The following is a 13105-nucleotide window of genomic DNA, read 5'->3' as shown; positions in this document are numbered from 1 at the left end:
TATGCACTTTGGAAAGAAGCGCATTAACTACCTCGCCTCCGCAACCGGCGGAGACGAGGTGAAGTTGAAAAACAGCACCAATGTTACGTATCTGGCGAATTATTTAACCAGGATCACTGACCATTTCTGATTGCCTTGACCATCCAATGGCCATTGATCAAGATCCTGCCCCGCCGTCAACGTTGAGCTGGCCCCGGGATCGCCCCTGACGTCCCAAAGCTGGTAATCCTGCTCATTTGCAAAAAACACCGACTGATCCAAGGCAGCTTGAATCGGCAACCATTTTTGGTTCTCTTGATCATTGACGCCGTAGAAGTCGAGACCTGCATTTGAAGAAGTTGAATTTCCGTTGACCTCAACGACCTGGCCATTCTGTGGAACACTGTTATTACCAATGTAATAAAAACCATCGGAGTTCTCCGTGTTGCAAATGTAGAGATTCACGCCTGTTGCTGTTGGACCGGCCGACGCCCAACTTTCTCGGTCATACACGTACCCTCCCGTGCCTTGATAAGAGGCTATGTTTGACTGGGTACCCGAGCATCCATTCTGAAATTCGCCGGAAAGCAGCGTGTACATGCTGCTTTGACCCGCTGCGGCTGACAAAAGTGTGGAGAGACCGGAATTGGCTGGCGTGCTTGAAAGGAGCATGTAGGGTGTCGCTGCATACTGCCCAGCGGATGTTTCCGTACTGCTGCTGAAAAAGTTATAGCCATCCAAGCTGAGGGATTGAGCCGTGGATTGATTCTGTGTGTACGAGCCTTTGAAGCCAGGCCACCAAATCATGCCGGCCCCAAAGGTGTAGGCATAGTTGGCGATGCCCTGTATAGATGGAACTTTCTCGCTGCTGTTGTCATAACCATTGTTTGGATTGTCGTATCCGGTGTTGCTGGTTTCAGCGCCAAATTCCGTAATGACAACCCTGGGCCAGTGCCGATTGATCAACCAGGCAAGATAAGTCGGCCAATCCGTGTGCCTCCTATGCGGAATAAGAGGTTCGCTCGAGATAGTCCCCCCGTGCTGCTCGTCATATACGAACGAATACATATGGAATCCCAACAGGTAGTCATCCCAGTAGGAATCGTTGGCAAGATCCTTGATGTCCTCCTCGACCATGCCACCTGCCAGGATGACTCGATGCTTGATTGAGCTTGGAAGTGACGTGGCACTCGTACCAGTAGCCGTGCCTTGGTAGGCCTGGAGGGCCGTCGATTCCCAGTTCTTATAGAGCTGCTTGAGAGAATCCAAATCTCCGGTGTCATGCAATGCGGAAAGATCTGACTGAATCCAGGTGCTATATCCCCAAGGTTCATTGATAGGTTCGAAGTAGACGGATGGATTGTTGATATAGGCGCTGAGAACCGTACTCCACGCACTATCCCAATTGGCCTGATTCACCGTTCCATACGGAACGCCAAATCCATCTCTGCCATCAGGCCAATAGCAGATGATGACGTTCAAGCCACTTGCGAGCAACCCGTCAATCGCACCTTTATAACTGGCCCAATAATTCGCATCGTTTACCGTGGCGTAGTTGATGGGAATTCGCACTGTGTTGACAGGGGAAAATCCTTTCTTAAACGTTGATGCAACGTATTGCGCAGCAGTAGAGAAATCGTTATAGCCATAGGTAGAAAGCGTTCCGGATAGAACAAGTTCTCCGCTTTGGAAGTTATCGCGAGCATCAGCCCAATTGAACCCGATCAACCGAGTTCTTGTTGAAGCGAGTGCCCATGATTCATCCGCATTGACGGCGGTCGTTCCCAGCACGCACAACAAAACCATCGAAATGAAGAAAGACCACCACTGGCCCTGCCAATTGCTTCTTAGACTTGCACCCTTGAGAAAGTCAGATGTGACATTTTTCATAAGTAACCCCTTAAAAGTCGTTGGCTCCAACAAACCATCGTTTTGACTAAATTTATATGGCTCCTCCTTTCAGCCCAGATCGACGCATCGTGAAAATTCGAAAGGTTCGGCGCCGCTTCTCGCCGACGTCACACGCATCCCCACTGGAAATATCTTTCGGCCCTTGGCCGAGCCCTTCCACCGCTGCCAACCATTGTGCAAAACAGCATTTTCGCCTCAAAGAAGGCGCGTTTCGTAATTTATAGTATTTAATGACCATTTAGATATAGCACCTTGCGAAAGATGTAAATCAGAGGATTCCTAGCCAGTCGCCACCCGATCCGCTTCCGCGTCCAATCAGGCACTTGGGCGTCACCGGGAAGATTTATTTCCGCTCGTACAAGGAATACAGCGGCCTGGGCTGGATCGAGCCGAGCGCCCAAACGATCTGGAGATGGGGAACGCGCGATTGTGTCGCGCATTGTCGGATCCAGTGATCGACAACCAGATCATGCGCGAGATGAGCAAGGGAAACTTCTACGCCCAGCACGACGTCGCCAGGTGGTCGCTCATGTGCGCGAACGCCTGGATCACTCTGAGCGCTGGGTTTTATTGCAATATTTCTGGATGCTTATCGAGCAGTCCGGGCTCTTTTAATTTGGGTAGCCCATCTCTCCCTTGAGAAGAGTGATGGCACGCAACCATTTACGTCGCGCATCGTTTGAGTGGAAAGCATCGCGAACGAGGCGGGAAATGGCCATTCAAAGCTCGCTCGAGACGGACATGGTGCTGTGATGCTCGGGCAAAATAAGTTTGAAGGTAGAGCCACGCCCATATTCACTTTCAAAGGAAATGCTTCCGTTCTGCATACTCGCTAGGCGTTTGGAAAGATAAAGACCCAAGCCGGTTCCTTCGATGGGGTGCTCCGATGCCTGGTCGATCTGCGAAAAAGCCTGGAACAAGGCATTCTGATCTTCCGGCCGAATGCCGCAACCTGTATCGGCAACGCGTATCTCGCAGCAAAACAGGCCATCGATCATGATGCGCTCTGCTTCGAAGGAAATCCTGCCGCCATGATCGGTGAACTTTATGGCGTTATTGCCAAGATTGATCAGGATCTGGCTGAGTGCGCGTCGGTCGGCATAGACATCCAGCTCGGTAGACTGCAAATGGAGTTCAAGCGAAATATTCTTCCGCTTGACCAATGGATGCAGCAAGGATGTCACTTCCTCGATAACTTCCTTGCAGGGAAGGTATCGCATGTTCAGCTCGGTACGCCCTGATTCGATCTTGGCCAGATCAAGGAGGTCGTTGACCAGCGACAGCAAGTGGCTGGCACTGGATTCAACGGTTTGCAGTTGACTTTCCTGCTCCTGGTTCAGCTCGCCGGGCAATCGCGTCAGCAAACAGCCGGTATAGCCGAGGATCGCATTGAGTGGCGTGCGCAACTCATGCGACATGGAGGCCAGAAAGCGATCCTTGGCTTCGGACATGGCACGCAGTTCGATATTTTTTTCGCGCAGCCGACGCTCGTTTTCCTCATTCTGCAAGTGACTCATCGCGAAAGAAATATCGCTGGCTATTTCAATCAGCAGCTGTTTCTCGTCCGTATCGAATGCATCCTTTTCGGACGCATAAAAGCCCAACACGCCAACCAACTTGTCCTGTATCACCAAAGGAAACATGGCTGAAGAATGATAACCTCGCTTGCGCGCCTCTCCACCCAATGGTTGCAGACGATCATCCTCAACCATGTCGTTGCATATCACCGGCCGATTTTGCAGAAGTGGGTGAACGACCCATGCATCCTGCAGGCCAGCATCCTTGGCATCCTTCAACTTAAGGGTGAATCGGTACGTATCATTGTGGCCTCTACACGCAACGGGTGTCACCACCTGGCTTTCTGCATCCATCAGGCCTATCCATGCAAAGGCGAACTTTCCAAGCACCACGGCAATACGGCAGGTTTCCTCGAAAAGCTGCCCGCGCTCCTTCACACGCACGATGGCAGTGTTGATACCGCTGAGTACGGCGTAGAGCCGATTGAGGCGGGCTATCTTCGCCTCATAGATCTTGCGTTCCGTCACGTCGCGAATGGCGACAGCAACCATGGTGCCGCCGTCTGCCTCCATAGGGCTGAGACTGATGTCCACGGGAAATGTTGTCTTGTCGTTGCGCACGCCGAGCAGGGCAACGGCGTGCAAACCCACTTCTCCCAGCCTGATCTTTTTGTGCAAATCCATATGAGCTTCGTCGAGGAGGCGTGGCAAAAGTTTGTCGACTTGCTCGCCGATGAGCTCGTCCCGTCGATAGTCAAACACCTCCTCTGCCTGGCGGTTGACGAGTGCAATCTTGCCACTCCCATCCATGATCAGGACAGCGTCGGGCGCATACTCGAAAAGATTATGAAACTTCAACTCCATCCGCTTGCGTTCAGCAACCTCTAAAGTCAACGCAGCGGTCCGCTCATCCACCAGACGTTCCAGATGTGCGTGCAAATTGGCGCGCTGTAGCGCAGTGGCCAGCTGATGCCCCACGCTGTCAAACGTTTCCAGTTCACTTTCCTTGAAAGCCTCTTCCCCACCAACCAGATTCAGGATGCCCCAGCTCTCCTCACCACCCCATAGCGGCACAAAGGCGTGAGTCCGCGCGTCGCCCCCGGCCTTCGCGAGCCGCTCACAAACTGACACATTTGCCGCTCGATCCTTCCCACTTGCAAAAAATTGGCGCTGGCACTCGCACAAATCATGGGTCGCACACTTGGCGTGCAGCGCTGCCGGAAGATTGTGCATGCCACCAAGCCGAAACGACTCGTCGTCATTTCGCAGATAGATCCATCCGCCCTCCACCCCTGGAAGATGCATCGCATTTTCGAGGGCTTGTTCGCATACCTGCCGCTCGCTCATGGCGCCATTCAAACCCTCGGCAATGCGATAGAGGCCGGCCAAGGTAAGGTTGAACTCAGACAGCTCGCGCTCGCGTTCCTTCAGTTCCGAAGCAAGATGGACAGCTTCTTCGTAAACCGATATCAGCAAATCCACGATTTGCTGCCGCTCTGCCGTAATGAAATGCTTTTCCCCTCCGAGATAGATTTCCACCCCCATGCTTATCTTTTGATTCCGACGCAACTCATTGGTCATCAGCAAATAATCGACCCGTGCAAGCAAATAGTTATCCTCGTACGGCTTGCGTATGAAATTGTCGGCTCCGCATTTCAATCCTTGCATGATGTCCGAGACATCCGAGAGCGAGGTGAGAAGAATCACCGGAACGTCGTGGAGCTGCCCATCACACTTGATTTCGCTGCATAGTTCGAAACCGGTCATCTCCGGCATCATCACGTCGCTGATGATCAGAGCAGGCTTCCGCTGCTTCGCTGCATTCAGTGCGCGGCGACCATTCGACGCAATCGTCACCGTATAACCATGTTCTTCGAGCAGATAGCGCACACGTTCGGCCTGGGTCGAACTGTCTTCGGCAACAAGAATCTCGATATCGCGACTTTTTTCTTTGATCTTACTGATTTCGCGGTTCATGATTCACCTTCCAGTGTGGTTTATATGCGTCGATGAGCGGCCGCTATGAACATGTCGGCAATCTTGTCCAGAGATAGAACGTGCATCGCCGCATGAAGTCGAATGGCTTCACCGGGCATGCCGTGCACGACCGAACTGGCCTCGTCCTGTGCAAACGTGATGGCACCCTTCTCTCTCAGCAATCGCAGCGCTTGGGCACCATCTCGCCCCATGCCGCTCAGTAAGCCGGCGATAACCTCTCCGCCGTAAACCTCGGCAACGGAACGAAATAGATAGGATGCCGATGGACGTGAGCCGCTCTCGGGCGGGTCAGTCGTCAATACGATGGCATCGCCGTACGACACCTTCATCTGAAAACCGTCTGGCGCCACGTAAACATGCCCAGGTTGCATAACCTCATTGTTGCGGGCCACATGGATCGGAAGCTTAATGCTCGGCCTAAGCCATTCGACGAATCCTTCGGTAAAGCTGGTCGTCATGTGCTGCACGATCAACACAGGTATCGGAAATTCTCGTGATAAGCGTTTAAGTACCGCTTGAATCGCCGGCGGACCGCCCGTGGAAGCCCCGATGGCCACCACTCGAATTCTTGCCGGAGCCGATGGGCTCATCGTTTCCGGCAATAACGCGAAAGCCCCGTTATTTGTACGCGGCCAACGGCGTACCAGCTTGATTTCCGACATCAGCTTTACTGTCTGTACCAATTCCTTTGCCGTGCTTGCATGGTGCGGATGACCAATGGCCTTCGGCGTTGCCAACACGGTCAACGCACCAGCCTCGATGGCCTTGAACGTTGCCGCCAACTCGCTTGCACCGCGGCTCGAAGAGACGATAACAATGGGCGTAGGTATGGTTTCCATGATGCGGCGCGTGGCTTCCAGTCCATCCATCTTCGGCATGTGGATGTCCATCGTGATGACATCCGGCCTATAACGACGCACGGCATCCAATGCTTCTTCGCCATCGCGCGCGGTACCGACTACTTTCAGGTCGGGGTCCGAACCCAGCACGTAAACAAGAAAATCGCGGACCGTGGACGAGTCTTCCACGATAAGAACCTTGATCACGCGCGTTTCCTCCTGGAAACCTCTAGAGAAAGGATCGGGATCCATCGGGTGGCGTCATACCAACCTCCTAACGGCATCCAGCAAATTGCTCTGATCAAAACTGCTCTTCACGATGTAGGCATTGGCGCCTACATCGATCCCACGTTCGCGGTGTTCGCGCGATCCCAGCGCCGTCACCAGCACCACTGGTAAATCCGACAGCTGTTTGTCGGCACGTAATTTGGCGGTAAGGTCAAAGCCATCCATGCGCGGCATTTCCACATCGGAGATGACCAGATCGAACTTGCCGGTCTTGAGCGTAGTAAAGCCATCCACACCGTCTACTGCCGTACTGACCCGATAACCCGCTGTCTCGAGGATGCCCTTTAGCAGGGATCGTGAGGTGATCGAGTCCTCGACCACGAGGATCGATAGCTTTTCGGCAACTTCGCTTTTACCGTTGACTGAGTCGGCACTGGCGGCCTGTGGCGTGAACGCTTGCCTCATTGCCGATTTCAGCAAGTCTGAAACGTTCAATACCGGTACGACCTGCCCCGTACCCAGTACGCTCGCACCGGCAACATTGCGTACGCGCACCAGTTGGCGGCCCAGCGGTTTGACCAGCACTTCGTGCTCGCCAAGTATCTCGTCCACGCGGAACGCCACCTTCACGTGTGCCATGTCAACGACCACCGCCAACGTGCTATGCGCTTGTGGTTCGTCCGCACGTGATCGCGGCATCTCCAGCACATCGCCAAGCTTCACCAGTGATACCGCCTGACGATTCACGAGAATCGTTTCCCGATTTTCCACCGTACGAATATCGCTATTCGGCAAACGCGTCACGCGTTCGACGTGGATGGTTGGAATGACGAAAAGTTGGCCGCCTTCGCGAACGATCAAACCGTGGAAATTCGCCAGCATCAACGGAAGGACGATGCGAAACGCTGTCCCGGTATCGCGATGCGATTCAATGGCGATACTTCCGCCCAGCTTCTCGACCTTTTCGCGAACGATCGCCAATCCCAGACCGCGACCGGAGACATCCGTGATGATGGGGCTGGTGCTGAGGCCGGATTTGAATACCAAAGCCAACGCATCCTGCTCATCCGTGCCACCTCCATCCTGCAAGGAGGTGGTTCCGAGCTTGCTGGCTGCTGCCTTCACTGCGGAGACATCGATACCCGCGCCATCGTCAGCGACGACCACCTCGACCTTGCCGCTGTCCTTTTGCGAGATGGCCACCGTAATCATGCCCTGCGGCGACTTGCCCTTGGCGCTTCGCACCGTGGGTGTGCTGATGCCGTGATCAATGCTATTGCGCAGCAAATGAATGAGAGGGTCCTTCATCGCGTCCAGAATGCGCCGATCGATTTCAATGTCACCTCCCTGCATCACCAGTTCCACGGTCTTGCCTTGCTCGCGGGCCAGCCCGCGAACAAGCCGTGGGAAGCCTTCCAGCAGCGAAGAGAACGGTAACAGCTGCATCTCCTTGCAATCGCGCAACAGACTGTCACTCATGCCGGCCAGAGCGCGTTGGTCGTGCTCCCCGGATCGACTGAGTCTGGCCAGGTGATCCTCCAGAACTTTCATTTGCACCTGCTCGCCATCCAAATACTCGAGCAGCTTCAATAGCTCCTGCTTCCGGCTTGTCGCGCCATTCAGAGCGCCATGATCGCCGCCTTCCCCCGTCACACCCAACGACGGAGCCTGCAGCGAATGCTCGATTACGCGCAAGATGGGTTGCAGGCGTGCCCGCTGCTTCTTCCACGTTGCGAGCATCGCAACAGCCTCGCGCAGCTCCAGCAGGCGCTGACTTGCAGCCAGGCGAGGTGCAAGCAGCTCCTCCACGTGCCGCATCACCGTATCCAATTTCGCGATGGAAACACGCACGGTTTCCGGAGCTACGATGGGGGTAACGTGCGGCATCTCGGCTGGCGCTTCGGTAGCGGGCTCGTCAAGCTGTCCAGCGTTTGTCGGCGGCTCCTTCAGCGCATCATCGAGCCGCCGTGCCACTGCCGCCGCCAGTGGTTGGCGCTTGCCTAATAACGCCACGTCCATCGAAAGCAGATGACCAATCGCGTCGAGCGACTCGTGCAGGAGATTGAGCAGCGGTGGCATAAGCTCGAGCCGCCGTGCTTTCAAAGCGGCCAGGACGCTTTCCAGTGACTGACATACCACCCCGATGGGTTCAAGGTTTACCGACTGCGCAGCCCCTTTGAGGCTGTGCGCACTGCGGAATATGGCCTCGACCAGGTTTTTCGATTCGTCTGAGGACGCGTGCTCCAACGTCAGCAAGTCCGATGACATCGACTTCAGATGCTCGTCAGCCTCCGACTGGAAAGTCGCACGCAGCCGCTCGAGAAGATCATCGCTTTTCTTGTCGTGGGGATTCTTGCTCATGACCGTCACACCGCTGCGCGATGGCTTCCGATCAGATCACCCAGCCGCATCCCCAGCTGATGCAGACTTTTCGCCGCTTCTTCCGCCTGGCGCGTACCCGCCACATTTTGCGTGCTGGCCTGCTTGATGCTCTCCATCGCTACCACGACCTGATCCATGCCCACCATCTGCTGTTGGCTGGACGCGGCGATTTGCGTGGCGGCTTGGGCCGCTTCCGTAATGTTGTCAGCCAGCATGCGAATGGAATCACCGGTATCGCCGGTTTGTTTTACGCCGGCCTCCACGGCCTTGCTGCCCTGTTCAGTAGCGAGCACGGCGGCGCTGGTCGCTTTCTGGATGTCACCCAGAATGGTCCGCACCTGGGCCGTTGCTTGCTTGGACTGCTCGGCAAGGCTTTTTATTTCCTGCGCCACCACGCCGAAGCCCTTGCCTTGCTCACCGGCTTTGGTTGCCTCGATCGCGGCGTTGACCGCAAGCAAGTTCGACTGCTCGGCCAATCCATTGACGGTAGCAATGATCTCGCCGATCGCCTGACTTTGCTCGCTCAGCCGGACGATGCTGTCTGCGACGGATTCCATTTGCGATTGAATGCGGTGCATCCCTTGCACGGTATCGTCCACCGCAGTACGGCCCGCCGTAGAAACAGTCGACGCCCTTTGCGCACTGTCCAGAACATAGCGCGCTTTTTCGGTCGCGAGCTGCGCCGTCTGTTTTACCTCTTCCACGGTCGCCGTCGTCTCGCTGACAGCGGTAGCCGTCTGCACGACACTGGAGGCAAGCTGGGTGGTCGTGGCAAGTATTTCCGATGCGGAGGATGCCAGCTTGGTAATGCCTTCCCGAAGCTCGTGCGTAATCTTGCGTACGATCACAAAACCCAGCAACGCCAATGCTGCGCAGGCAATCGGTATGCCATAGGCGATAGTATGAATGGAAGCATTCGATTTGACGGTGAGTTCGGCATCACTCTGGTCCAGCGTCGCCTTTGCCTTGCTGCTCATGTCCGCTATGACAGCCCTTATGTCGTCCATGATCTTCTTGCCCTTATCCGTTTGCACCACCTGCTCGGCGGCTTGAAACCCCTTGTCCCGCCGCAGTGCGATGGTTTCCTTGAGCTCGTCGAACTTGGCGTCTATCAGCGAGTGGAGTTGATCGAGCTCTCGCTGCTGCTCTGCATTGCTGCCGATAAGCGCTTTAAGGTTCTGCAAATTCTTGTATGCACTCACTAATGCTTCATTGTAGGGAGCCAGATAGCGATCCTCGCCTACGATCAAGTAGCCACGCTGCCCTGTTTCTGCATCCTGCATGGACGAAAGCGTGGCAGTTAGATTCTCGATCACCTGATAATCGTTCGCGCGCTGCTGCACGGCGTCCACATAGCCGCTGGCGTTCCGATACGAAGCAATGCCGAACACGGCAATGATGATTAAGGCGACGGCATAACCGGCACCTATTTTCGCCCCAACGGTGAATTTCATATTGCCCCCTTGCCTGGTATTTTGGATGAGTTTTTCCGCTCAACTTTCGTGTATCTGCTCGTTTACGACGATACCCGCGTCGGACAGCAACCTCCCGCCATCCAGAATCGCCACACAGTCCGCTGTCAGGCCTTTGAGATAGGTTTCGTGGATCCGGGTCGTGGCTGGCAATGCCGGTTGAATATCGGCAACTCGAATCTTGTCCACTCTTGCAACGGCATCGACCAATACGCCAAAACTCATGTGCTCCGATTCAAGCACGATAACCTTGTTGAGATCGGGAAGCCCCGTTTTGGGAAGATCGAAAAATACCCGGATGTCGATGACCGAGGTGATCTCGCCCCGCAGATTGACGACGCCGAGTAAGTACGATGGCGTGCATGGCACTGGAGTGAGGTTTTCAAGTGGATAGACCTCACGCACGTAGTGGGATTCGATGGCGTAGCGTTCGTAGGCCAAATTGAATTCCACAACTTCGATATACGTCTCAACTGCCTCATCCGCCAACTTCTCCATGGCCAGCGCCTGCGCTCTCGACGCGAGGATCTTTCGACTCTCTTCGGGTGTCGGCGTCCAGACCGACTCGATGGCGGCATGCGCGGCAGCCAGTTTCCTTTCTATTCTTCCGTAGTCGAAACCAACGGCCGATGTCCTGCTCAATTTGGATTCACCGCTCTGCATACCATGCATCCCCTTTATGAGTTCGCCGCTGCAACCCCATCAAGACTTTCCAGCAAGGTCGTAACAATTTCTTCGAGGCGACCGGCGCTCAGTCCATCCGACTCGGGAACGACCTCTCCCTTGGATAGCGGAAGCAGAAGGTCAAGCGCGTTTCTGAAATATCGTCTTGCATCGCGAGGTCGTCCGATCAACGAATAAAGATTGCCCAACGCAAAATGGGCCAGCACAAACGAAGGGTCGAGATACAAGGCACGCTTTAGCGATTGCACGGCCTGCTCGTACTGGCCTTGCTCTTGCTTGATCATGGCTAGCAAATACTGAGGGTTCGGATCGGTCTTGTTGGCAGCGATGACTGTTTCACAGCACTCCGCGGCTTCGGTCAACTTTCCCTCGTTGGCGTAGCTTCTGGCCTGGTGGTAGGACACCGGTCCCACGTGCTCAATTGATATCGATGCAGTCTCTTTCCGCGTTTCAGGCACCTTGATCTGCTTGCTTGCCGGCACACTCTTCCCGACGGGATGTTTCAAGGAAGGCAATTCGAATGTCGGATAAACTTTCCTTGCCGGCGGCATCGACGCTTCATCGCTCTCATGCTCATGCTTTTGATAAAAAATCGCGCCGGGAAATTCCACCATCTTCAGGCCCTGGCGTGGATGCACCCAGGTCTCAGCAGGCGCGACAATCAACCATCCGCCGTCAATCAACGAATCCTGAAGCTTCCTGCAAACCCGTTCCGCCTGGTCCGCAGTGAAATACTGCATCACGTTGCGGCAAAAAATGATATCCATGGCGTTGGTATTGTTCGCTATGGATGGATAGATATCATCGGCAAGATTTAGATACGAAAACGATACATATTTTCGTATACGTGGCTTTATTTCGCGCTGCGACGCAGAAATGCGTTGAAAGTATCCATCCATGGACTCAGCCCTGACCGACGTGTTTCGGAACGACCATTGCGCATAGACACCTTTTGATGCCCTTCGCAGAAACGAAGGATTTATATCGGTAGCCAGAATGGCCACATTCCAATCATGGACGTCCGGAATAAGCCGATCAATCAACATGGCGATGGAATAAGGTTCCTCGCCAGTGCAACAACCGGCACTCCAAATACGCAAACGCCGCTCACTTTTCATCCGTGCATGAATCAGCTCCGGCAGTACATTCATCTCCAATGCCGTGAAGCAGCACTCATCGCGAAAGAAATACGTTTCACCGATCGTCAGACAACTGGCCAATGTCTCAATCTGACCGCGCGTCGGTGGCGTAGACAGCAACCAATTTGCACAGGACTCGGCGTTGGGCATGCCAAAGGCCGAGGCGGCAGCGGCCATGCCTCGCTCCAGATCGCTCCTGCGCTCCATGGGGAAGTTCAAGCCCATGCGGGTGGCAAGCCAATCGCTGAGCTTCGACAAAGTCTGTGCGGGAATCGTCGGCTGCATCATAGGGAGTGGCTTGCTTCCAATGCGCCATCCAGCAGCTTTTCTTCATCCAGTGACAGAAAAGCATCGAGGTCATGCACCAGGACCAATCCATCATCAAGCTGGATGACACCCCGCACATACTCCATCGCTGGCAGGATGTCCCCGGCATGGGTCACATCCGATTTATCGCACTCGATCACACCCGTGACCATGTCGACCCATAGCGCCACCGTTCGTCGCTCGGTACGCGCAAAAATGATCTGATCAGCCAGGTGAACTTCTCGTTCCGACAGGTGAAACCGCCGACGCACATTGAAGACCGGCACGATCCGCCCCTGCAGGCTTACGACGCCTAGAACGATATCGGGGGCTTTTGCCAGAGGAGTGACGTACACCGCGTGCACCACTCTTTCGACCGCGGTCAAATACAGCGCGTAACGCTTTTCGTCGAGAAGAAAAACGACATAGTTTTCCTGGTCGCACATATCGATCGGCACCCCAGAAGTCGGCCTTGAGCAAGGACACTGGCAATGACACTTTCGATCAGATCACCACTCCCTGGATCACCCCTTTTGCCGCACCCGATACTGGAAGATCGTCGCGACCCGCGCACCACGGTCAGCGATGGCGTAGTGGACGTTATACTTCTGTGTATTGGCAATCAATAACTTTATTGCTTAGCGTTCCGT

8 protein-coding genes are annotated in these 13105 nt (G+C 54.6%); all 8 read right to left on the bottom strand.

The window, feature by feature from the left end; translation table 11 throughout:
• Positions 1-99: 99 nt before the first annotated feature.
• On the bottom strand, positions 100-1869 hold the full coding sequence (locus QQJ86_RS02280; RefSeq protein WP_284319283.1) for a cellulase family glycosylhydrolase: 1770 nt from the start codon (positions 1867-1869) through the stop codon (positions 100-102).
• 740 nt (positions 1870-2609) lie between these two features.
• On the bottom strand, positions 2610-5384 hold the full coding sequence (locus QQJ86_RS02275) for a GAF domain-containing protein (RefSeq protein WP_284319282.1): 2775 nt from the start codon (positions 5382-5384) through the stop codon (positions 2610-2612).
• 20 nt (positions 5385-5404) lie between these two features.
• Positions 5405-6496, bottom strand: a complete 1092-nt coding sequence (gene cheB / locus QQJ86_RS02270) for a chemotaxis-specific protein-glutamate methyltransferase CheB (protein WP_284319281.1) — start codon at positions 6494-6496, stop codon at positions 5405-5407.
• 9 nt (positions 6497-6505) lie between these two features.
• A complete protein-coding gene (locus QQJ86_RS02265; protein ID WP_284319280.1) occupies positions 6506-8833 on the bottom strand; it encodes a hybrid sensor histidine kinase/response regulator in 2328 nt (775 codons plus the stop codon).
• Positions 8834-8838: 5 nt separating this feature from the next.
• Positions 8839-10308 (bottom strand): methyl-accepting chemotaxis protein, encoded by a 1470-nt coding sequence (locus tag QQJ86_RS02260; protein ID WP_284319279.1) that lies wholly within the window; start codon positions 10306-10308, stop codon positions 8839-8841.
• 39 nt (positions 10309-10347) lie between these two features.
• Positions 10348-10989: a chemotaxis protein CheW gene (locus tag QQJ86_RS02255; RefSeq protein ID WP_284319278.1), complete on the bottom strand. Its 642-nt coding sequence runs from the start codon at positions 10987-10989 to the stop codon at positions 10348-10350.
• Between the two features lie 14 nt (positions 10990-11003).
• Positions 11004-12437, bottom strand: coding sequence for a CheR family methyltransferase (locus QQJ86_RS02250; RefSeq protein ID WP_284319277.1), 1434 nt, complete (start codon positions 12435-12437; stop codon positions 11004-11006).
• Positions 12434-12901, bottom strand: a complete 468-nt coding sequence (locus tag QQJ86_RS02245) for a chemotaxis protein CheW (RefSeq protein WP_284319276.1) — start codon at positions 12899-12901, stop codon at positions 12434-12436. The genes QQJ86_RS02250 and QQJ86_RS02245 overlap by 4 nt, the downstream gene beginning before the upstream one ends.
• Between the last annotated feature and the right edge of the window lie 204 nt (positions 12902-13105).

The sequence above is a fragment of the Dyella acidisoli genome, assembly GCF_030160295.1.
Lineage (GTDB): Bacteria > Pseudomonadota > Gammaproteobacteria > Xanthomonadales > Rhodanobacteraceae > Dyella_B > Dyella_B acidisoli.
Note: the sequence above shows the minus strand (reverse complement) of the source record. Positions and strands in the feature narration are given on the sequence as shown.

Excerpts from the sequence above, each read along its gene's own strand:
- QQJ86_RS02250 (WP_284319277.1), bottom strand. The coding sequence starts at position 12,437 with ATGATGCAGCCGACGATTCCCGCACAGACTTTGTCGAAGCTCAGCGAT.
- QQJ86_RS02260 (WP_284319279.1), bottom strand. The coding sequence starts at position 10,308 with ATGAAATTCACCGTTGGGGCGAAAATAGGTGCCGGTTATGCCGTCGCC.
- QQJ86_RS02265 (WP_284319280.1), bottom strand. The coding sequence starts at position 8,833 with ATGAGCAAGAATCCCCACGACAAGAAAAGCGATGATCTTCTCGAGCGG.
- QQJ86_RS02245 (WP_284319276.1), bottom strand. The coding sequence starts at position 12,901 with ATGTGCGACCAGGAAAACTATGTCGTTTTTCTTCTCGACGAAAAGCGT.
- cheB (WP_284319281.1), bottom strand. The coding sequence starts at position 6,496 with ATGGATCCCGATCCTTTCTCTAGAGGTTTCCAGGAGGAAACGCGCGTG.
- QQJ86_RS02280 (WP_284319283.1), bottom strand. The coding sequence starts at position 1,869 with ATGAAAAATGTCACATCTGACTTTCTCAAGGGTGCAAGTCTAAGAAGC.
- QQJ86_RS02275 (WP_284319282.1), bottom strand. The coding sequence starts at position 5,384 with ATGAACCGCGAAATCAGTAAGATCAAAGAAAAAAGTCGCGATATCGAG.
- QQJ86_RS02255 (WP_284319278.1), bottom strand. The coding sequence starts at position 10,989 with ATGCAGAGCGGTGAATCCAAATTGAGCAGGACATCGGCCGTTGGTTTC.